This window comes from Acidovorax sp. SUPP2539 (genome assembly GCF_030158975.1).
GTDB lineage: Bacteria > Pseudomonadota > Gammaproteobacteria > Burkholderiales > Burkholderiaceae_C > Paracidovorax.
Genome location: NZ_BQXJ01000007.1, coordinates 11,393 through 31,660, shown reverse-complemented (window position 1 = coordinate 31,660; position 20,268 = coordinate 11,393). Strand labels below are relative to the sequence as shown.

The 20,268-nt window shown below is 58.0% G+C and carries 17 protein-coding genes and 1 pseudogene; 8 read left to right on the top strand and 10 right to left on the bottom strand.

The annotated features are described in order from the left end of the window. Window positions 1–70: 70 nt before the first annotated feature. From AVTE2539_RS21380 to AVTE2539_RS21365, 5 genes are all read right to left on the bottom strand, one after another. A complete protein-coding gene (locus AVTE2539_RS21380) occupies window positions 71–2,329 on the bottom strand; it encodes a TnsB C-terminal domain-containing protein (RefSeq protein WP_284413729.1) in 2,259 nt (752 codons plus the stop codon). Further along, window positions 2,320–3,228 carry a PDDEXK family nuclease gene (locus AVTE2539_RS21375; RefSeq protein WP_284413728.1) on the bottom strand — a complete coding sequence of 303 codons (909 nt, stop codon included), beginning with the start codon at window positions 3,226–3,228 and terminating at the stop codon, window positions 2,320–2,322. Before AVTE2539_RS21375 ends, AVTE2539_RS21380 begins: the two co-directional genes overlap by 10 nt. Window positions 3,229–3,539: 311 nt before the next feature. Beyond that, window positions 3,540–3,938 carry a helix-turn-helix domain-containing protein gene (locus AVTE2539_RS26315; RefSeq protein ID WP_349817213.1) on the bottom strand — a complete coding sequence of 133 codons (399 nt, stop codon included), beginning with the start codon at window positions 3,936–3,938 and terminating at the stop codon, window positions 3,540–3,542. 841 nt (window positions 3,939–4,779) lie between these two features. Next, window positions 4,780–5,334, bottom strand: a complete 555-nt coding sequence (locus AVTE2539_RS21370; RefSeq protein WP_284413726.1) for a hypothetical protein — start codon at window positions 5,332–5,334, stop codon at window positions 4,780–4,782. Window positions 5,335–5,492: 158 nt separating this feature from the next. Beyond that, window positions 5,493–5,813 carry a helix-turn-helix domain-containing protein gene (locus AVTE2539_RS21365; RefSeq protein ID WP_284413724.1) on the bottom strand — a complete coding sequence of 107 codons (321 nt, stop codon included), beginning with the start codon at window positions 5,811–5,813 and terminating at the stop codon, window positions 5,493–5,495. A gap of 76 nt (window positions 5,814–5,889) precedes the next feature. Between AVTE2539_RS21365 and AVTE2539_RS21360 the strand changes: the two genes are divergently transcribed. Both AVTE2539_RS21360 and AVTE2539_RS21355 read left to right on the top strand, forming a co-directional pair. Continuing rightward, on the top strand, window positions 5,890–6,441 hold the full coding sequence (locus tag AVTE2539_RS21360) for a hypothetical protein (RefSeq protein ID WP_272565963.1): 552 nt from the start codon (window positions 5,890–5,892) through the stop codon (window positions 6,439–6,441). A gap of 160 nt (window positions 6,442–6,601) precedes the next feature. Next, the gene (locus AVTE2539_RS21355; protein WP_284413721.1) at window positions 6,602–6,859 is read left to right on the top strand and encodes a hypothetical protein; all 258 of its coding nucleotides are present in this window, start codon (window positions 6,602–6,604) and stop codon (window positions 6,857–6,859) included. Between the two features lie 12 nt (window positions 6,860–6,871). Here AVTE2539_RS21355 and AVTE2539_RS21350 read toward each other — a convergent pair whose 3' ends face one another. Then, window positions 6,872–8,077, bottom strand: coding sequence for a hypothetical protein (locus AVTE2539_RS21350; protein WP_284413719.1), 1,206 nt, complete (start codon window positions 8,075–8,077; stop codon window positions 6,872–6,874). A gap of 104 nt (window positions 8,078–8,181) precedes the next feature. Here AVTE2539_RS21350 and AVTE2539_RS21345 point away from each other — a divergent pair, with 104 nt between their 5' ends. Together AVTE2539_RS21345 and AVTE2539_RS21340 are read left to right on the top strand one after the other, a co-directional pair. Further along, window positions 8,182–8,853, top strand: a complete 672-nt coding sequence (locus tag AVTE2539_RS21345; protein ID WP_284413717.1) for a hypothetical protein — start codon at window positions 8,182–8,184, stop codon at window positions 8,851–8,853. An 813-nt stretch (window positions 8,854–9,666) separates the two neighbouring features. After that, a complete protein-coding gene (locus AVTE2539_RS21340) occupies window positions 9,667–12,474 on the top strand; it encodes an HD domain-containing protein (RefSeq protein WP_284413715.1) in 2,808 nt (935 codons plus the stop codon). Between the two features lie 22 nt (window positions 12,475–12,496). Here AVTE2539_RS21340 and AVTE2539_RS21335 read toward each other — a convergent pair whose 3' ends face one another. Continuing rightward, window positions 12,497–12,874 carry a hypothetical protein gene (locus AVTE2539_RS21335; RefSeq protein WP_284413713.1) on the bottom strand — a complete coding sequence of 126 codons (378 nt, stop codon included), beginning with the start codon at window positions 12,872–12,874 and terminating at the stop codon, window positions 12,497–12,499. A 52-nt stretch (window positions 12,875–12,926) separates the two neighbouring features. On the opposite strand from AVTE2539_RS21335, the gene AVTE2539_RS21330 reads away from it, so the two are divergent. After that, window positions 12,927–13,655, top strand: coding sequence for a transporter substrate-binding domain-containing protein (locus AVTE2539_RS21330; protein WP_284413711.1), 729 nt, complete (start codon window positions 12,927–12,929; stop codon window positions 13,653–13,655). Window positions 13,656–13,749: 94 nt separating this feature from the next. On the opposite strand, the pseudogene tnpC reads toward AVTE2539_RS21330, so the two are convergent. The 3 genes and pseudogenes from tnpC to tnpA form a co-directional block, all read right to left on the bottom strand. Then, window positions 13,750–15,321, bottom strand: a pseudogene (gene tnpC / locus AVTE2539_RS21325) (IS66 family transposase). Between the two features lie 85 nt (window positions 15,322–15,406). Continuing rightward, window positions 15,407–15,748 (bottom strand): IS66 family insertion sequence element accessory protein TnpB, encoded by a 342-nt coding sequence (gene tnpB, locus AVTE2539_RS21320; RefSeq protein ID WP_284413708.1) that lies wholly within the window; start codon window positions 15,746–15,748, stop codon window positions 15,407–15,409. Beyond that, window positions 15,745–16,146, bottom strand: coding sequence for an IS66-like element accessory protein TnpA (gene tnpA, locus AVTE2539_RS21315; protein ID WP_284413706.1), 402 nt, complete (start codon window positions 16,144–16,146; stop codon window positions 15,745–15,747). Before tnpA ends, tnpB begins: the two co-directional genes overlap by 4 nt. A 296-nt stretch (window positions 16,147–16,442) precedes the next feature. Between tnpA and AVTE2539_RS21310 the strand changes: the two genes are divergently transcribed. Genes AVTE2539_RS21310 through AVTE2539_RS21300 form a run of 3 tightly spaced genes read left to right on the top strand, consistent with a single transcriptional unit; the run spans window position 16,443 to window position 20,148 of the window. Beyond that, the gene (locus tag AVTE2539_RS21310; protein ID WP_284413704.1) at window positions 16,443–17,651 is read left to right on the top strand and encodes an ABC-three component system protein; all 1,209 of its coding nucleotides are present in this window, start codon (window positions 16,443–16,445) and stop codon (window positions 17,649–17,651) included. Next, the gene (locus tag AVTE2539_RS21305; RefSeq protein WP_284413702.1) at window positions 17,648–18,148 is read left to right on the top strand and encodes a three component ABC system middle component; all 501 of its coding nucleotides are present in this window, start codon (window positions 17,648–17,650) and stop codon (window positions 18,146–18,148) included. The genes AVTE2539_RS21310 and AVTE2539_RS21305 overlap by 4 nt, the downstream gene beginning before the upstream one ends. Continuing rightward, window positions 18,148–20,148, top strand: a complete 2,001-nt coding sequence (locus AVTE2539_RS21300) for a DUF3732 domain-containing protein (protein ID WP_284413700.1) — start codon at window positions 18,148–18,150, stop codon at window positions 20,146–20,148. Before AVTE2539_RS21305 ends, AVTE2539_RS21300 begins: the two co-directional genes overlap by 1 nt. The last annotated feature ends 120 nt before the right edge of the window (window positions 20,149–20,268 follow it).

Sequence of the window (20,268 nt, the reverse complement as noted above, 5' to 3'; positions counted from 1 at the left end):
CCGCGAGAGGATTGGACCAAGCCCTTGGACCAAGATGTTGTCAGCGTACGGGTCGTATGGGGGGGCATTTTTAGAGGTCATTTGCCACCTCCTTATCCTTTGCCGCAAAGATGTCTTCCATCATGCTGAGATGGTTTTCGCTGACCACTGCACGGTCTTTTCGGGTGCCGCGGTATTCACAGTGCAACATCTGGGCAGCGATTTCATTTTCCATGGCACGGGCCTCCGTGATCGTCGGTGCTCGGCCTCTGGCCCGATCAAGAGCTATCCGGGTCTGTTCAATCGATTGCTGGCGGATGGCATCCATGCGCTTCAAACCAAGTACCGCGGCAGACACGCGTTGGTGCTCAATGTCGGCGGCCTTGAGTTGTTGAAAGGCGAATGCGTCGGCCATGTCGTCGTAGTTGATTTCAGGTGATGCATTCGCATGGTCGGCTATCTTCAGGTCTAAAAGGCCATCGCCGGAAACATTAGGGGTCCAAATGGTCGACACCGATCCCGGGTAGTACTGGGCTGGAATTTCCCTCCCTCCAGAGGATCTGGCGATGGTGGCCCAATGTTCCGCTTCCACAAGTGGAGATTCGTAATAGTTTCCGCGGAACCGAATACCGCGCGGGGTGACACGAGCTTCACTAGCTGGCAATAGTTGGGTCACCAGTTCTGCTTGCGCCGAGGCACGCCTGTAGCCAATGCCCATGGCATGCCCCCAACTCCAGAGTCCTGCTGGGCTGGGGAATACACCGGCGGCAGCCATATGAGCATCAATTCGATTTGCGCGATTCGCGGTTAGGTTGTAGACAAAGAACGATTCGTGCAGGTAGTGGGTGTACTGCCGGACATTCATCGTCGCGGAGGCTGGGTTGGAGCGCCGAAGGTCGTATTCCGCACGTCGAGCGTCCATTGTCCCAGGTAGGAAGTTGTACTGAGTGTTCTTCACGATGCGATTGAGGACCTCCACGATGCCCTTCATGTCGGGCCGAAAAGGCGGGGTGTACTGCATATCTCTGATCAGTTTCATACCCGTCGCCTTGGCACGTCTGGAAAGGTATTCGCCGCGATCACACAGAAGACGCGCCGGAAGCGTAGGAGCCGGAAACAATGACTGGCGTAACTCGTAGCCCCAGAGGTTGCTCAACAACGCTGGCGATGCCGTTGTGTTGAAAAGGCTTACCTGCGCCGTGTCCCAACTGGGCCCAGTCAGGCATACATAGAAACCGACGATTGCCGTGGACCAAACATCGACAATGATGTAGACAATCGGTCGCCCAACGATCCACTCAGGGTTTACCGCCGATCTCAGATAGATGTCACCGATGGTGCTGTCGATGGCGTACATAAGCCCAGGGCCGGGGGAACCCTGCCAACTGCAACTGGTCATGCCTCGCAATGCGCGCTTAAAGTGGCCTTTGCTAGTTTTTTGAAGAATTTTGTCTAATGCGGTGGTCTCGACAGTGAGAATCCGTTTGACCTGCTGGTAGTTTGGGTACTCACCGTGCTTGAGTTCCACAACCACGATTTTCCCAGCATCGTCGTAGCGCATTGCTTTAACAAACCCGCTTGCGATAATTTCTCCGTACCGCCTGCGCATCGATGGTTTAGGAACTGGTATGCGCTTGTCGGCCACCATGATCTTGGCGCGCCAGTCTGCATTCATTCCGGGCTGAATAGGTTCACCCCAAGAGCCGTATGCTTGTTTGCTAATCCTTTGCTTCAGCGTCTTCCGTCCGGCCTTGTTCTGGCGCCCATCCTCGCCAAGGTCGCGCGGCTTGCCTTTCGCCCCGCAAAGGTCCCATCGCGGTCGCAGGCTTGTTGAGGTCAAACCAAACCTACATAGCAATGACCAAAGGTTGTAGATAAGGCCTCGACTAGCCTTGTGCTTGATCATCGCGTTTCGAACCATACGGCCCAGATTGCCGTGCACTAGCAGTTCCTCCTTGAGCTTTTCCGGATCGAGGAACTCACTCATTACATTGCATCGCCGCTCGAATTTTTCAGCTGTATTTCGATCTGTAAGAGGCAGGTAGTAGGTCGATGCGAGCTCCAGGCTTACAGGCGTCAACTCGTGCGCTTCATGGAGCTCAAGGAGGGCCTGCCGAGGCACGCTCAATAGCTGACCTACCAACGGCGTTTTGACGATCCTTTTCGGCCGTTTGGTTTTCTCTAGCCGCGTGCGCCCGCCTCTTTTTTTTTCAGGAAAGTGCGAAGGGGCAAACTGTGAGCAGTAGACGACATTGATCTCGGGGGCATCAATTACGATTCGAAAAAGTCCGGCTTTCAAACCGAGAGCGTCCCCTGCGAGGCGGAATACCTGATTGGGCATCAGAGACATGACGACCTCCTTGATGCAATCGGATTGAGCGCGAGGAAATCCGTCATCGGCAGCAGTGTGAGAGGCAAGTGAGGGCGCCAATGACGGCGGAGGTCAAGAGGCAGTCGGCCTTGCCAAACGGCCTGCCAAAGTGCCCGTTGTCCCAGGTACACATGCTGCTCTGATCCACCGAAAATCTGAGTCAGTCGACCGATGACGTCGGAATAGGGATGAAAAGGCATCGACCGAACGACATAGGTGGCAATGTTGATCTCGGCCGCGCTGGCAGGCTCAGCCAATCCCCAGGCTGAAGCGCTTTTCAAGGTCAGTCCGACCCGCTTGTCGTATTGCTCGGGTGTGATCAGCAGCCATTCCACACCACGCGCTTGCCAGTACGTTTTTTCTAGGAGTAGTAGCTCTTTGGCGCGTGGAGTCAGCGTGTCATATGGCTTGCAGGAAACTGCCAACAAGGTCAGTTTTGTTGCCTTGGGCGTCCTTAAAACCAGCAACAGGTCTGTTGTGCTGGTCCAGATGACTGTCTCTGCGATGTCGGTCACAACGGGATGTTTGATACCCATCTGGTGTGCCAAAGTCATGGTGCCGGGGTAGACCCGTCCTCCAATCCCAATCTGCCAGCGACTCAACTCGTGCGCAGCATCTTCCTGGTTGATTGGGAACTGCTCCACGAGGTCAACCAAGTTTGGCAGCATCGAAGCAAAGTTAAGGCCTGTCCATTCGCCATCCGACAGCAACTCCCGCTGCCGGTCGCGCCACAAGAGCAGATGGGATCGACCGCGGCTCGACGGATCTGAGCGTGAGACACGGTGCCAGGGTATGTAGTCCGAGTACGTGCCGAGGCCTCGCCCCTCTTTCAAGAAGCGAGCAAGTACTTTTGGGGAAAACTTCTTTTCAGTTCTCATGAGCTGCCTCCAGGTGCTGGGGACAGCTGCAGAAGTTGCTGGCTACTGCTGGGGGGCGAGACTCAGCTGTATCTGGGTTTTGCGCGCCATATGGATCTGGTAGAGGTAGCGACGGGGTCGACAGTCGTGTCTGGACCTCACCGCACAAGACAAGTCTTTGCATGATTCTGACTTCCGAGTTGTTCGCCTGATAGGCGCGAACAAATCCACCACCCGGGGGTCAGATCGGTTAATCTAGCGTTGCGAACCGCGAAGACTTCGGTCTGAGCACCCTGGACGGCGGGGCTTCTGAAAAGGGGTCCTGCCGTTTCTTATTTCATGATTTCCTCCATCAGGTTTTTTTTGATCATTAGTACTTGGTCAGGAGAGAGTTCGCGAGCGAGGCCTGCAATTTCACGCAGTAGGTCAGCAACATGCTGTGGGGTATTTTTCGTGACTCTTAAGCCCAGTCGAACTCTCTCGCGTTCTGCATAGGCGATAAGGCAACGCTGCTCAGCCTCTGTAAGCTTTAAAGCTCGTCCGATCGCTCGTACTTTGGCGACTGGGGGCGGCGGGCGTCGAGTATTTTCGATTTCACTTAATAGGGACGGGGAGATTTGCACAAGCTCTGCAAGCTGTCTCTGGCTCAGACACTGACGCTGTCGAAGCTCAAAAAGAGCCTCGCCAAAATGACCCGCTGAAAAGTCTGATACCTGCAATCGCTTTGCCACAGCACGTTGCCCATCACGGTAGATCTGCCGAAATGATCCATGCTAGACAGGTGCTGGCTGCCCGTCTAGGGGCGCATACATCGCAATCCTCCGGCGCTATTCGCCCCGTTTTTTTTTTATCTCTATGAGAAGTGCGAATTTGATGGCTCGATCGGAGGGGGAGAGTAAAGTCCCACATATAAATATCGCAATTTAATGGGCAAGACTAGTCATTGAATTATTTGTTACTAATTGTGTTTATTATTTTGTGCGGCGATGATGCATATATCGACTTCGTCAAAACATGTCGTGTGGATATATAAATAATTTAGCTTTGTAAGCCAGCACCCAAATTCCAGGGTATGCCGTCTGGACTTCGCGATTAGTCACTACACCTGCCGGAACAGTGCGGACCGCTCACGAATTGTGGCCGTCCGTTCTTCACGTGACCAAGCCTTTAGGGACGAAGAAGCCCAGGCATTGGGTACGCCTTTAGCAAATCCGTCACGTCTGCCCAGAAACCTTTTTTTGGCGTTGCCGTTGCAACCACAAATACGTTTCCGCCGACGGTTGATGGGCTGTAATTGAATGGTTTCAGTCCGCTGCCGGGCGCCCTGACTCCGTAGAGTTCGGAACGCACGAACGGGCGGTATAGCTTCGTCCAATACCTGCACGCTGTACTTGGGTCGGCGTGGACACTCGTCTATCCGCCCTTGATCTATTGTGTCTAAGGCCCCTTCATCATCGGGACGATGCGCGAGCCCAGCGATGGCCAAGATGGGAGGGTCAGACGGATGCAGCACAGGCATCGCGGGGCTTCACAGGCGTTCCGCACCCTTGTCCCGCGTCGTCTAATCAGGAGTTAGGAAGATACTCCTTCTTGCTGGTACCGGATTGCATCGATTGCCTGCAGGGCGGGGTAGGACTGCAAAGCTGGAAAGCGCCCACGGTGGTAGCAGTTCCAGTAGCTAATAGCCCGCCTTTCGGTCGTGGCCATGAACTGCGGATTTTCCAGAGCGAACGCAGACAGCAGTTCAGGTGCTGCAAGGGAAAGGGTCGCTGTAGCCACTTCGACGATCTCGATCACATACTCGCCCAAAAGCTGAACTACGAACGGTACAGCCCATGGTCGATCAATGCTCACAATCTGTCTCAGGCATTGCTCACGCACGTAACCATTCCAGTGCCTGGTTCCCAGGCAGAGCGCTAGCAATCGAACGTCGCTTCCCGAGCAAGAGATGACGGATTGGAGGTTTGTCGGTTCGTAGTAGACGCGATATGGAACAGACAATTGTTCACCCTGCACCAAGACAGTGAACCCCTCCGTCGCTGACAAGCGCTCGTCTTTTGAAAGCTCACCCAGAAGCCCGGATGCGATAAAACGCAACGCAGATGGGACCATAGGGCGGTATGTCATGACCACTAATTCAACGTGGATACCCGAGGACGCAAGCGGGGCAAGCTTTCAAGCCGACGAAAGCACATCAAGGTCGACCGCCAACGGTCTGTTCTAACCATACAGCTGCTCCATCTCAGACAACAGTCCTGCCAAGCTTTTCGGCCAGCACACGGGAGCTACTTGTTCACACGGCCACGCGAGACAGTCGCAGTCGCCCGAACACGGGTAGGTCTTTGGTTTTGGGGAAGGATCAACAGATCCCTGACATCGATCGCAAACGCTCCAGCGATCTGATGAAGCATGGTGAGCGTCGGATTCGCCTGCCCCGACTCAATCCGACTCATGTAGGTGCGGAAAAGTCCACTGCGATCTGACAGTTCTTCTTGCGTGAGGCCATGCTCCACACGCAGTTCCTTGATACGCAGGCCCAGGCTTTTGCGCGGATCGAATTCAACGCGACTCTTCTTGGCTGGGGTGGACGGGCTCTGCGTTGGCACGTCCAGAACTCTCTGCTATGTATACTCATTGATACACACACTGATTCGTACATTTGAGATCTGAACGGGAGTAAGAATGAGCCTCAAGCCTTGGCAACCACAGGTGGTACACGACCAGCTCTTGGAAGTTGGCACATCCACAAGCGATGTGGATGCAACCAAGTTCAATTACCTTGAATTCCGCGATGCTGGGCGTGTTCGCAACGTCACGGTGTTTGCGGATTTACTGACCAAGCTGCGGGCAGCCCAGGGCGTGGAAGGCTGCTCCTTCCATCTGGTATCCGGTCAGCATGTTCAGAGCGGTGATGTGGCGACCGTGCTGGTCGCGGTCGGCAGACCGAATGAGCCGACGTTTGGAATTGATATGAAGGCGCGCGGGTCGCAGGACACCGTCGCTCACATCGAGAAGGCCCGCAAGATGGGCAAGCTGATGCATTGGGGCGGCATCGCCATGATCATCATCGGGATTCCGCTCATCCTTGTTTTCGTGGGCATCCTCATCATCGGCGGTGGCGTCATATTGCGACGCACTGGCAAGAACATGGTCAGAGGCATGCAGTACCAACTGGACATGTTGGAGCAATGCTCCGCCACGCTGAAGCGCATTCCCGGGGTTCGGCTGGTTTGAGACGTACGTTGTCGGTTGACCCCCCTCTGGACACTGCCGGGTCTGCTCGCTACGCTTTTCATCAATTAATGAGCCAAACGATGCAAGCTCAGCAAACGCTGTTCGTCACTGAGGCGTTTTGTGTTGATGGGTCACTGGTTCTCGACTGGAGGAAAGCGTGATGAACAGCAAGACGCAAGAGAAACCGAAGGATTTGATCGACGCTCTGATCTGGCTGGTGGGATCTGAAAGTAAAGAGATCCGGAAGAAACACCTTCAGGGGCAGCATCTCGTCAACTTCGATGGCGATCACCCGGACCGAGCGTGGAAGACCTCTCCCGATGGCTCAGTGGTCCATGGACGGTTGCTCGAAGATGGAACGTTCATTCCCGATGAAACGGGTGCAGTTCCACATCAACAGGCCAACAACGCTCAGTGAGAGCGCCGCAGTTCAGGGTGATCGCTTGTACGGCGCTCCTGGCGACGAATCTCTTCGATCATCGGCCAGCTCGAACAGGCACTGCATGTAGGGCTGGACATCGGTCCAACCCGCGCGCTCTTCGTAGAACTGCACCAGATTGCGCGTTGCCTCGATGGCATCTGGCCAGCGATCGGCCGCGCTGACTTTGGTCATCGCCTCGCGACTGTCTTGCTCGTCGTGCAGCGCCCCATCTTGCGCTCCGTAGGTGTGAAACTCCACGATCCGGCGCGGGGCCTCATAGGCCGTATCTGCGCACATGCCACCAGGCAGTAGCGCTTCACGAGAGACATGGGCTCCAGCAAACGAATCCTGCACAGTGTGGAGCACCGAACCAAAGGCCACCTGGTGCAAATACCGCCCCAGCTTGTCTTGTTGACCCAGGATGTAGAGGTCGACAACGCGCCATTCTGTGCATCCAAAGTGTTCTTGTACGGTCGGGATCTGAACGTCTCGCAGGAAGGTGTCGGACTTAATCTCTCGCGACGAAACCTTCCAGGCGAATTCCAGCCAATCGAGTACCTTGGCGCGGGTCGCTCCAGGGTGCACGCCTTCCTGGCTTGCCATCGCATGCAGAAATTGCAGATCCCCAAAATGCGAACGCGTCATCACGTTCCCCTGCAGCGCGCCTTTCTCCTTGCTGCATCCCACAATGGCGCGGCTTTGCGCCTTCTTCTCCGCATCCTTGAAAAGGCAGTACCAACACAATGGCTGTGTAGAGAATCGGATGGTCTGCGCCACATTGCATGACTTCCCGAGGTAAGTGCAATTCCCTTCCTCCGGCGACAGCCGAAAGGGCGGCAGGTCGTTCCATCGAACGCCGTAGATGACATACGCCGAGGCAAAGGGGCGATCTCGCAAACCACAGGTCTTATCGGAAGCCAAGCTGGATGGATCGACTGGACAGCCCATCCCAATCTGAGTGATCTCTTCGTGAACCCGGCCTTTGATCATGATGCCCAGGCTATCCGCGGTTCGCGCCAGTGATGCTTCGGATTCGTTGGTCAACCGCGCCTCGAACTCGGAGCCCATCGGGGCGATCTGGAATGCGAGGGCCGCACTGGAAAGAAGGCACGCTGACAGCACTGCCAGCATCTGTCTTAAGGCCTGCCCCGAAGTGCTTTTCTCCGAGCAAAGTCTGAACAGACTGGTTGCGCGATGGCGACGTGATGTGATCATTTCCCCCTCCCTGCCTCTGTGTGCTTAGGAAGAACATTCTGCAACATATCGCTTGGACGTGGTCGCAGAAGTGGACGCGCGGGCGTCAGTTCTACGTAAGCCCTATGGCACCATCCAAGGGTGTGCTCCTGGTGAGTGCTTTGCTTTTTGAGAGGCCCTTCATGCTTAGCCGTTCCACGCTTTCACTTTTGCAACAGGCCGGTGAATCACTCTATGCAGCCCAGCAAGCCATGGCTCAGGAGGTTCAGTCCGGTGCCCAGAGCGTGGTAGATACCGTAGCAAGCCTGCCATTCAGTGCTGAGGCTGACCGCGCCTATGCCCAACTTCGAACCGTGGCCCGCCTGTCCCACGAACTCCAAGCCATCGAAGAACAACTTCGCACGGCTTATCAAACTGCCGCCTCTTTGGCTCAGAATGACTTGCAATTGCTTCAGGCTTTGCCGCTGCGGAGATCACCTCAGATTTCGCCTGGTCAGCAGGCCCAGGCAGAGGATGCAGTCGTCAAGCCAACTCCAGTCAAAGGCGTCCGGGCCAGTTCCAAAACCAAGACCCAGTCATCTGGAGTGCCCAAGGCCCAATCGCTCAGTTCCAACGACGAGAAGGTCTTAACGTACCTCGAGCGGGAACTGACTCGCAGCGCCTGGTCGCAGATGACGCAAGCCTCGATCGCAGAAGGGGCGGGCATTCCGAAAGGCTCAATCGCTGTCGCGATCAGTCGGCTGAAGCAAATAGGCCGTTTGAAGGAAGGCACGCGTGGGCACTACCGTTTGAAGTGACTGGGCTTGCAACCCGACCAACCTTGCAAGCATCGTGAAGATCTTCTGCACAATGGCCGGGGGAGGGAACAAAAGTGCAAAGACTTCTATGGCTCGCCCTGTTGCCCCTGGCCGCACAGGGGCAGCAGGCGGTTTATCGCTGTGAGCAAAATGGGAAGGTAGGGTATTCGCATGAGCCTTGCGTGGGAGCAAAGGTCATCGATGCCACCCCAACCCAAGGTGTGAACAAAATGACTGGCGTCACTCGAAAAGGCGCCGAGGTTCAGCGTGAGGAGCACCGCAAGCTGCTCGACGATGGCTTCCGCCCTCTGACTGGCATGTCGCACGAAAAAATGGATGTGGAACGCCGAAGGTCCAGGCTGTCATCCGGAGATAAGTTGCAGTGCAGGTCTTTGGACCTTCAGCTGCCTGAGTTAGAGGGGCGCGTTGCTGCAGCCAATCGAGAGACAAGATCCCGCGCTGAGGCAGATCTATATAAAGTCCGGCAAGAGCTTTACTGGCGCAAGTGTTGATCAAAGTTGATGCAGCATTCAGATGTAGGCGCGCCTCTTTAGGCACGGACCAAGCTCATTTAGTAACCGCGTTTATTTATGAGATTCTTAGCTCTGCAGAAGCTGCAGGTGCCGCCGCCATAAATCGACGACAGGTTCGCAAAAGGGAACTTGCCACATGAACCTTTTTGCCCGACCGCATCGGCTGTATAGGCAGTTAGAGTTTGACCGCCCAATACAGCTACCTGCAATTTCTAGACGATGAGGCTGATGGCTGCCACTGAAAAAGGACTGGGCGAACCACCGCAATCAGGAGAAACCGTTGCAACCAAGAGATCCGATCGACGAACTGCACGATACGCAGCTTTACAAAGCCCTATCTGCCATCGACGCAGAGTATGCGAAACGCATCACGACATTCGTAGCCGCGATCGCGCCAATCCTTGCGACGACACAGCAGCACTTCCCCTACTACACGAGGCACGATGCCCATCATGGGTTCCGTGTCGTGCGCCGGATTGAACAGGTCATCAAACCTGCATGCCTAGAAGCTGGAGCGCCCGAAGCGCTCGCGCCGGCAGAGATCTTTCTGCTTATCGGCGCTGCATACGCCCACGATCTAGGCATGACCATCTTCCCCGGCGAGACAGTACGTTTACTTGAGTCACTGGGCCTGACACAAGCCTCGGGATGGGAAACGGACGAGCGACTTCAACGTCACCTGCGGCAAGAGCACTCCAAGCGGGGCGGTGAATACATCCGAGAGAACGCTGACGCGCTAAGGGTCCCAACGAACCTGACTGGCGCGCTGGACATGATGATGAGAGCTCACAACATGCCCATCCCCGAGCTCGAAGAAGCTAGGGAGCCATACGCGGCTCAGGAGCGGGTGCTCGACGTCCGACAGCTTGCTGCCATCGTATGCATCGGCGATGCCCTTGAGTACAGCGACACGCGTGTCATGGAGGGGGTAATTGACCGTATTGGGAGGGACTTAAGCCCAGCAGCGAGGCAGTCCTATCTCGAAAACATGAAACATGCTTGCCTGGGAGACAGCCTTGCGGTCAATCCTGACGGGCAAGTCATTGCATCAGGGACCTTTTCAGAGCCAGAGGTACTTGCGCTGGCCCATCAGACCCTCGACGACATAGAAGGGTGGGTGCAAGGCTACTGTGACATTGACCGCCGATCTAGGAACCAGCGGCTGATGATCCGCCCGGAGCCGATGTTACGAAACCTCGCCTATCCAAGCGGTCGGTTTGAGCGGCTCGGCGTGCGTTTGAACAAGAGAAGCGTCATCGATCTCATCGCCTCAAATGCGGTCTGGAGGTTAAACACTGGCATCGCAATTCGCGAACTGGTTCAGAACGCGGTTGAAGCATGTCGCTACCGCGCGCATCGCTCGAGCGCCGCAGACCGGTACCGCCCTCAAGTGGCGGTCGAGTTCGACCGCGAGCACCGGACCGTGACGGTGACAGACAACGGTTGCGGAATGTCCGAGCGCACGATCCTCAATAACCTTCTCACCGTCGGGAGCAGCCGATCAAAGGAAACAGGCTACGCAGACGAGGCCTACGCCCCGATCGCCCGCTTCGGTATTGGGTTCTGGTCCGTCTTCACGGTCGCGAGCAGGGCTCGGATTGAGACAGCAGGATTCGAGTCCTATTGGGGCCGACCAGAGGGTGCCAGCCGAGCGCGCGGCGTGGCCTTCGACGTGTCCCTTGAGGAACTGAAGGACTACACCGTCTTCGAGCCGATCACTAGGCCTGCAGGCACACGCATATCGCTGACCCTCAACGACCTGGCGGCGCTAGATGACGTCTTCTCCCAAGCAAAGGGGGCGCTGCATTGCTCTCCGGTCCCGATAACCATCACAGTTGATGGCGAGGACATCGTGTTGCCATCTGAGGTCCCAGACGTTTCGGACTCCGACATCTTGGGCGGCCGTAGTCGCATTCTGGATGACCTCGGCGTGAAGATATTTAGATGGCGCGGAGAACTCGATGAAACGGAGGTGTCTCTTGGCTTGGCGTACAGGATGATTGACGGCAAGGCCTCGTTTCTCGCTAACCCAGGCGCCTCGTTGCTAACGGTGATGGGGAGCATTCGCAGCCCGAAGACCAGCATTTGCGGCTTCTCGGTCCCAATTCAGCTGGGCTCGCTTTGCATCGATCTCCTACGAGTAGGAAACCTCCGTGCAAACCACCACTCGCCAAGAGGTTTTGAGTTTTCCTTGGACAGGCAACAGCTCTTACCCAATGCGGCCTCGCGCAGGTTCATCAAAAACATAGTCGATCTCTTCCATACGGGTTATCGTCAATTTCTGATGGAAACCAATTCAAATGACGCAGCAACAATCGCTTCATTGCGCGAGCAGGCACAGATGCATGGCGGCAACGTCTTCGACTCTTTCACCGCAAGTGAGCTATCTGAGGCGGTAGCGCGCTATCCGGACCTCCTATGCCTGCGGCTGTACCCCATAGAACCTGGCAAGTCGCCAAGCGAAGTTGAGCCGCTCCACGTTGACTTGACTGCTTTGATGCAACTGCACGGAACGGTCTTCACTCTGCAGACTAGGGCAGACGTCCCTGTTAAGGGTGGGCAATACCTATCCTTCGATACAGAAGGTCCGGATACCGCACGAGTTGCATTTTTCGCGGTGCAAGCATGGCTTGCACGCGGAGAGGTAGCGCAGCCAGCTTACTTCATAGAAACAAACCGCCTTGGGTCAATGCTTTTCGATGCGGACCCTGACAGCTCGGTCAAATACATCAACGCCCCCCCGTTTGGAAATCTCTGCATCCAGTCGATGAGCCTAGAACTCATGCGCTTCATGGAACAGCCGACGGATGTTATTGCAGATATTCAAAGCCGCTGGACTGGAACGGTTTACTTTCGCAATTTCAACTCCCCAACCGGCAAGCCGTATCAATTCCTCGGTCGCTACCGCGTTCTCGTGCAGCGCACCAGCCGGCTAGCACAGCATCTACTAGAGTTGCAAGATGCAGGCAGGAGGTTGCGCATTGGCGAGATCCTCAATCTCCTAACCGAGGATGAGAAGGGCTTTCCCAGTGAGGCTCTCCGCATGTTGCTCTCTCCTGCACCCAATCCCGACAACGGCATCCAGTGAAGGCGCAACGCGATAGGCAGGGCTACATTCGAGAATGTCGGTGCGCTGGACATCCTGTCAATTTCTGTCGAACTGTTCCATCGAACGGATCTCTCGTACGCACCAGGCGGCGAACTTGTAGGCGGGTAAGCGGCCAGCCTAGCTCGAACATTGAATGGCACTTGATACGCCGGCCGTTGATCAGTGTGTCCATCACGAAGTCTGTGCTCCAGGTTTCATTGATGCGCCGGCTGGCTGCCAGCGACTGGAGCTCGCCGCTGATACGCTTGGCCTTGCGGCGCTTGCGCACCGACAGGTTTGCCAGCTTGTACAGGGTAAGCGTCCAGTGACTCCATCTTGACGCGGCGGCTGTTTGACTTGACAGTCGAATATGAGCTGGATCGAAAGATGCATTGGTCATCTCGTACTGATGAGCGCGCAGGTCCAGTTCTTTCCCTTCTCCATGTGACCCTATGAAGATTCGAATCGCCTACGTCGACGAGCCCCCGTTCTACTGGACGGCCCCGCACGGCACCGTCACCGGGGCTGACATCGACCTGGCAGAGACCGTGCTGCGCTCTTGCGGTGCCACGGACATCGAGTACCTGCGCGTGCCCTTCGATGCGCTCCTCCCCGGCGTGCAGCAAGGGCGCTGGGAGATGAACGTGCCCATCTTCATCACCCCCGAGCGCGCTCTACAGGTCGCTTTCAGCCGCCCTGTGTGGGCACTTGGCGACGGCTTCCTAGTGCAGGCGGGCAACCCAAAGGCGCTGACCAGCTACTCGGCCCTGGCGGCGTGCGCCGACGCGCGCCTAGGCGTCATCGCCGGCCAAGTGCAGATCGCCTCGGCCAAGGCGGCAGGCGTGGGCGATGGCCAGTTCACCGTGTTCAAGGACCAGCCCGACGCCATTGCCGCCCTGCAGACCGGCAAGATCGACGCCTTTGCCGCCACCGCCGTAGGCAACCATGCCGCGGCCCAGGCCCACCCCGGCACCCAGGCCGTCGCCCACCCCGCCGCACAGGGCGCGCCTGCGCCCCGAGGCGCGTTCTCCTTCGCGCCCAACAACAGCACCTTGCGCGAGGCGGTGAACGGCCAGCTGCAGCGCTATCTGGGCTCGGCCGACCACCGCGCGCGTATGGCAAGCCATGGCCTCAGCGGCGCTGAGATAGATGGTGCGTTGCTGGCGCCCTTGCCTGGATAGGCGGTCTTCGATGGATGATGCTGCACCGCCTTGCTCTCAAGTCCCCAGTATGAGCGTCTAGTCGGCCGCACCTTGCGGCAGGCAAGCTGCGGTTTTAGGCGGGCAGCCAACGATGCGGCAGTAAGTCCTCGATGCGGCTGTTGAGCTGTGTAGGCAGCCGCAGCAGAACATCGCGCAGGTAGGCCCAAGGCTCGTGGCCACACATGCGGGCCGACTGCACCAAGCTCATCACCACGGCCGCGCGTTGCCCGGCAAGTTCACTGCCCACGAACATCCAGGCCTTGCGCCCCATCGCCCATGGCTTGATCTGACGCTCCAGGTGGTTGTTGTCGATGGGCACCGCGCCGTCTTCGAGGTGATGGGTGAGTGCCGTCCAGTGCTTGAGCGTGTAATCGATGGCTGCTGCCGTCGAGCCGCCATCGGCTACGCGCCGGCGCTCAAGTTGCAGCCAGGCGCCGAGCTGGTCCCAAAGCGGTCGGGCCAGTGCCTGCCGCCCGCTGCGCTGACCCTCATCGCTCAAGCCAGCGAGTTCACGTTCGACCGCATAGATGCCTGCAAAGCGCTGTATCGCATCCTCGCCAACCGCGCTGGTGCCGGCCTTGGCAAGCTCGTCGAGCTTTCGCCGGGCGTGCGCCACGCATGCTGCGGCCTTGCGACCTGGGTGCACTTGTTCATCGAGCACCGGGTCGTAGGCGCCGTAGCGGTCAGTCAGCAGCGTGCCTTTTCAAGCGGGCAGCCCGGCGCGCTCATCCCCAGCCAGGAAGTCCCTCGGATATTGCGCCTCACGCCCGCGGGCGAACTCGTAGACCACGCCCGGTGTCGGATCGTGGTGGCTGCGGGCATAAGCCCACACATAGGCTGTGCGGGTCTTGCCAGCGCCCGGGTCCAAGAGCGCTACCGGCGTCTCGTCGGCGTGCAGAACCCGGCTGGCGAGCACGAAGCGCTTTTGCGCTTCGTACAGCGGCTGCAGGGCCGCTCCAGCCTGGCCAGCCCAACTGGCGAGCGTGGAGCGTGGCGTATGTACGCCGGCCCTCGCATTGATCTCCTCCTGCCGGTAGTACGGCAAGTGGTCGGCGAAGCGGCTGATGAGCGTATGGGCCAGCAACCCGCTGGCGGGCAGGCCCGAGTCGATGATCTCAGGAACGGTGGGCTGCTGCTTCAACACTTGGCAGAAGCGGCACGCCCACTTGCCATAGATGTGGCGGTGCACGAAGAACTCGGCCGGGATGATGTCCAGCCGCTCGCTGACGTCTTCGCCGATGCGGATCATGGCGCGGCCGCAGCCCTCGCTCCGGCAGCTGGTGTCTGTGGGCTCGTGCTGGTGTTCGACACGACGCAAGTGCTCGGGTAGCGCTTGTCGTCGCGGCCGGCGCGGCGGGGGATTCGGGGGTATGCCCTGGCCGGCTTGCGTGACCTGCGCGCGCAGTGCATCGAGTTGAGCCTGCAGGCCTGCCTCGTCCTCGGTCAAGGTTTCCTCGAACAGGCGCCGCTGGTCGGCGCTCATGGCCTCGGTCTTGGCGCCGAACTTCCAGCGCTTCAGGCGCGCCAGCTCGAACTGCACCTTCTCCAGCTTTGCCTCGCGCAGCGCGATCTCGCGGTCCTTGCGTTCAATCTCTCGATCCTTCTGCTGCAACTGGCCAGCCTGCTGCTCGATGTGTTCAAGCATCTGCCGGGCGAGCGCCGCAACGGCATCGTGCCAGGAACTGTCTGGCAGCACCATCAGCACAACTGCCGTTGTCAGCGTGCGGCTGTCATGCCCGGCAGATGCGCTGCAGCTCTGGCAGACGCTGCCAGGGCAAGCCGAGTACCAGGGCGTCGAACTGAGCACGCCCGAGTTCCAGCGAGGCAGGACCGCCCAAAGTAGCTGGGGCCCAGATGAAGTGACCGGCGTTCAGGCGCCGCGCTGCACACCACACGCCGAAGCCGTCGTGCACGAGCAGTTTGATGCGAGTGCCGCGGGAATTGGCGAAGAGGTAGCCGTGGTGGGCCTGAGCAGCACCGAATACCTGCACCACGCGCGCCAGTAGCCGGTCGGCACCGGCACGCATGTCGATAGGCTCTACAGCCAACCACATCGCGTCAATGCGGATCATCGCAGCAGCTCACGCATCCACGCGGCGCACTCGCTGGCGGCGCTTACCGGCCAGGTGACGGTGATCGCTGTGGCACCGCGCTGCAGCTCGATGCGGATATCAGCGACCGGCGCTGCCGCCGCCAGTGGCGGCAGGCTCACAGGGACGAACAACGGTTTGGCCTCTGGCGCCTCAATGCCGCAGGCAGTGGGCTTACCGAGGGCCATGCCCGGTGGCATCAGCTCGGCCTCGCGGACCCAGCGGCGCAGCAGGTTGGCATTGACGCCGTGGGCCATTGCGACGGCAGCCATCGACATGCCAGGCTGCATGCAGCTGGCTACGGCATCGGCTTTGAATTCGTCACTGTGCAGGCGACGCCGCCGGCACGGGCTGACTTGTTGATCTGAGATAGTGTTCACGTGTCCACCAAGAGTTAGTGGACACGAGGCTCCTATACCGCCGGTCTGTCTTCAAGATGGGGCCACTGGACGCTCACCGTCGAGAGACGGGGTGGTCGTCACGTTCGACGAACTGCTAGACAAGCTGCGCGAAATTCTGCTGCTGATGGCTGATGGCTCGGCTAAGCCTGCTTCGCCACAGGACGATTAACATTCCGGCCGCTCTCGCGCTGTGCCGTCCTCTGCCGCTCAAGATCTTTGAAGGCTCTTATTGCAGCGCATGTAAGATTGTGTAGGCATCAAATCAAGGGGGGGCAATGTCGAAAACGACGGGGGGAGGAAACTCTCGGCCGCGGCGTAAGACCGAAGTTCCTGGTCAGGCGCTGGGCATCGGGCTTCAGTACACGCGTCTCGTGCAGCTACTGTTCCAGGCTCCTCTAGATAGCGCCTGCAGCATGGAGTATTTGGACGACGTCGCGCAAGAAAATCCCGAGAGTGTCAAGCTCGGACAGAGCAAGAGCGCTCGCACGGCCAATCCTGTCGCGGATCGAGCCCAATCGCTTTGGAAGACTTTGTCGAACTGGATCACGTTGGCAGAGGACGGCGGCTGCGTTCCGGACCGTACGGTGTTCGAAATGTATGTGTCGCGCCCCGTGTCGGGGACATTGGTCGATGCCTTTTCTGCTGCAAAAACGTTGGACGCCGCCCAGGCCGCCATCTTGATGGCACGCACCACGCTGTGGGGCGAAGCGCCAAATTACCCCCTGCGTAGTGCTGTTGCGACTGAGATCACGCACTACGTTAGCAAGGTCTTCGAGGCTGACCCAAAGCTGGTGACGCAGGTGATCAAAAACTTCACACTGACGTGCGCTTCGGGGAGCCCACAGGCCGACGTCATAGCCATTCTCGAAACACACCCGATCTCTCCTAGCCGCATTCGTGACATCGCTGACCACATGAGTGGCGTCGTCAAGAATCGCATTGACGCACTCTTGGAGGTGGGCAAGCCGGCCATCGTCACGAGTGAAGAGTTCCACACTTGGTACACCGCTTACGTCCAGAAGGTCGACCGAGACACGGTGCTGCAGAGTCATGCAAAGCGGCCCAGCAATCAAGAAACCGAAGTCTATCTTCCCAGAGTGTTCGTTCAACAGCTTGAAATGATCGGTTTGCCGTTTGAGGACAAGCTCGAGGCAGTGAGTGACTACCTCATGGCAGCAGCGGACCGCACGGCTTGGGCCGTCAGCGGAGATGTGGACCCTGCGTCGTTCGACGAACTTGACGTTAACCTGAAGCGCAGGTGGAAGAACAAGCGGCTTGCCTGCAACGTTGCTCATGGTGACAAATGTCTTGATGCGCAGGGCTTAGCGCTATACGCCGATTGCATGGACCTAACCATGGCTGTGCAGCAGAAGGAAACACCTGACCACTTCATCCCGGGCTGCCTGCACCGCTTGGCTGATGACCTATTGATTGGCTGGCATCCTGAGTTCGCAGTTCAACTCAGACCTAAGAAGGCGGCATGACGATGCTGGCCAGAGAAGCGCAGAACGTACAGAACCCCGCACTTGGCGCGGCCATCCTTTGGCGCTTTTGCTGTGCCTATGGGACGACGCACCCGACGAACGACGCACCCGCTCTGCCCACATTGTTTGTAGTGTTGCCAATCGTGTTGCACCAAGCTACCGCCGAACTGCTGCGCCGTACCCGGCCGAGTTCGGGACTTCGAGCCTTCGCGGCCAAGTTCGGCGAGACCAGCGTCTCCAAGCAAGACCTGCTGCTGCAAATCCATGATCGAGCGCTGCGCTGGCGAACCCTGACGCTGCAATCCATCGAACTGGCGGCCGCGGGGCACTTGATCCATCTGCCCGATACCGGCGAGGTCATACCCTTGTCCAAGACCAAGGCGCGCGGGCTCCCCGATGAAGTAAAGCAGCTGATGAACGACGCGGAAAAGCTCGGCGCGTGGTGTGGGTCACTGACCCTGCACGAGATTGCGACAACGCTGAAGGTGAGGCTCTGATGTTTTTCCAGCTACGTGCGATTCTGCTTTGGCCCCGCAATCCGGCCTTCAAACCGCGCCGGCTACAGTTTGCCTTAGGCAAGGTCAATGTGATCAGCGGGGCCTCGCGCACCGGCAAGTCAGCGGTCATCCCCATCATTGATTATTGTCTGGGCTCCAGCACGTGCTCCATCCCTGTCAACACCATTCGCAAGCACTGTGAGTGGTTTGGTGTGATCGTTGCGACCGCCCAAGGCGACAAACTGCTGGCACGTCGGGAACCCGGAGCACAGCGAAGCACCGACGACATGTTTCTGATGGAAGCAAACACCATCGTCGACGTGCCGCAGCGCATCGTAAAGAACACTAATGCCGATGCGGTGAAGCGTCTGCTTGACGATCTGGCAGGTCTCTCAAAGTTGGACTTTTCGGGCGGCGAGGAATCGAACGGATTCGACGGAAGGCCGAGTTTTCGGGATCTGGCTGCCTTTACTTTTCAGCCGCAGAACATAATTGCCAACCCTGATGTGTTGTTCTTCAAGACCAACACCTACGAGCACCGCGAGAAGCTGCGCAAGATCTTTCCTTACGTGTTGGGGGCCGTGACACCAGGGTTGATGGCCAAGCAGTTCGAGCTGCAGCGCACGAGGTCGGAATTGAGGCGCAAGGAGCGCGAACTCAAGGAAGCCCAAGAGGTGTCGGCGCGCTGGCTTGCCGATCTCACTGCCAAGTTCAGCGAAGCGCAGGAGTTGGGCCTGACGCCTAAGCCGGAGCAGCAGTTGACGCGGGGCCAGATGATCGAGTTACTAGAGGAAGTTGTCGCCCGCACGGATCTGACGATCACTGTCAGCACCGCGACGATTTCCGAAGCTCTGAGCGAACTCAACGGCCTGGAGGCGGAGGAGCGGGAGGTCTCGCGCGAGCTGACCACTCTGCGGCACCGGCTGGAAGAGATGAACCGAATGCTCGTGGGTGGCGACCAGTACGGCGCTGCCATAGGCTTGCAGCGAGGCCGCCTACAGCTGTCCAGTTGGTTGATCGGCCATACCGACGACCAGGCTGACTGCCCCATGTGTGGTAGCCACACGGCGTCGGCCCGCAAAAAGCTCAAAGTGCTGTCCGCCCGGCTTGAAGAAGTTGAGGCTGAAGCAGGCGTTGACAAGGAGGTACCAGCGGCCTTTGATCGGGAATTGCAGCGTGTGACGACCGAGGTTGGCGTGACAACAGAACGCCTTCGCTCAGTTCAGCTTCGCAAGCGGTCATTGTCCGGCCGATCAAAGGAAGCCAGTGAGCGCCAGTTCGCAGCGAAAAAAGGCGAGCGCTTTGTCGGGAATTTGGAAGCAGCGTTGGATCTGCATAGGCGACTAGGCAGCGACAGCGGCTTGGTGGATGAGGTGGCAAAGCTGCGCGACATCGTGCAAGCGTTGGAGGTTGAGCTGAAAGCACAGGATGTAGACACGCGCAAGCGCCGCGCCCTGAATGCCGTAAACAGCTATGCCGGTCGACTCCTGCCGTCCCTAGACGTCGAGAACCCTGACGACCCGATCTCGCTGGAAATCAGCGACTTGACAATCAAAGTCCGCGGCGCCGATCGTGAAGATTACCTTTCGGAAATTGGCAGCGGCTCTAACTGGCTTTCCTATCATCTTGCCATGCTGCTCGCGCTGCATCAGTTCTACCTTTCCCAGAATCAGAGCCCGGTGCCAAGCTTCCTTGTGCTGGATCAGCCCAGCCAGGTTTACTTCCCAAAAAACCTGGTGCGACGTCCGGATGAGGGGGAACAGGAGCTGCGCCTGCGCGACGAGGATATCGACGCAGTCCGGAAGGTTTTTGAAGTCCTGGGCAAGGTTGTGATGAAAGCCGAGGGCAAGCTGCAGGTTATCGTGCTGGATCATGCGTCGCGCGATGTGTGGGGTGACAGTGCGGGGGTTGTTGGCTTGAAAGAGTGGCGTGAAGGCATCAAGCTCGTACCGATGCGTTGGCTTAAAGAGGATCCTGATGGGGCGCCGCATCAAGGTTGAAAATCCCTCATTTCTCTGAAGTGCTACTGGTGCCTGGATGACCACTGTATGGACATAACGGTGAATTCAGGATGGCGACATCTCCGTCAGCATTCGCTGGAGGCTGTGTGAAAACCCTCT

What these genes read in the sequence shown, in the direction of transcription:
- AVTE2539_RS21370 (WP_284413726.1), bottom strand. Translation starts at nt 5,334, where the DNA reads ATGACATACCGCCCTATGGTCCCATCTGCGTTGCGTTTTATCGCATCC.
- AVTE2539_RS21305 (WP_284413702.1), top strand. Translation starts at nt 17,648, where the DNA reads ATGACGATGCTGGCCAGAGAAGCGCAGAACGTACAGAACCCCGCACTT.
- AVTE2539_RS21330 (WP_284413711.1), top strand. Translation starts at nt 12,927, where the DNA reads ATGAAGATTCGAATCGCCTACGTCGACGAGCCCCCGTTCTACTGGACG.
- AVTE2539_RS21375 (WP_284413728.1), bottom strand. Translation starts at nt 3,228, where the DNA reads ATGAGAACTGAAAAGAAGTTTTCCCCAAAAGTACTTGCTCGCTTCTTG.
- AVTE2539_RS21355 (WP_284413721.1), top strand. Translation starts at nt 6,602, where the DNA reads ATGAACAGCAAGACGCAAGAGAAACCGAAGGATTTGATCGACGCTCTG.
- AVTE2539_RS21310 (WP_284413704.1), top strand. Translation starts at nt 16,443, where the DNA reads ATGTCGAAAACGACGGGGGGAGGAAACTCTCGGCCGCGGCGTAAGACC.
- AVTE2539_RS21335 (WP_284413713.1), bottom strand. Translation starts at nt 12,874, where the DNA reads ATGACCAATGCATCTTTCGATCCAGCTCATATTCGACTGTCAAGTCAA.
- AVTE2539_RS21380 (WP_284413729.1), bottom strand. Translation starts at nt 2,329, where the DNA reads ATGTCTCTGATGCCCAATCAGGTATTCCGCCTCGCAGGGGACGCTCTC.
- AVTE2539_RS21360 (WP_272565963.1), top strand. Translation starts at nt 5,890, where the DNA reads ATGAGCCTCAAGCCTTGGCAACCACAGGTGGTACACGACCAGCTCTTG.
- AVTE2539_RS21350 (WP_284413719.1), bottom strand. Translation starts at nt 8,077, where the DNA reads ATGATCACATCACGTCGCCATCGCGCAACCAGTCTGTTCAGACTTTGC.
- AVTE2539_RS21345 (WP_284413717.1), top strand. Translation starts at nt 8,182, where the DNA reads ATGGCACCATCCAAGGGTGTGCTCCTGGTGAGTGCTTTGCTTTTTGAG.
- AVTE2539_RS21300 (WP_284413700.1), top strand. Translation starts at nt 18,148, where the DNA reads ATGTTTTTCCAGCTACGTGCGATTCTGCTTTGGCCCCGCAATCCGGCC.
- tnpB (WP_284413708.1), bottom strand. Translation starts at nt 15,748, where the DNA reads ATGATCCGCATTGACGCGATGTGGTTGGCTGTAGAGCCTATCGACATG.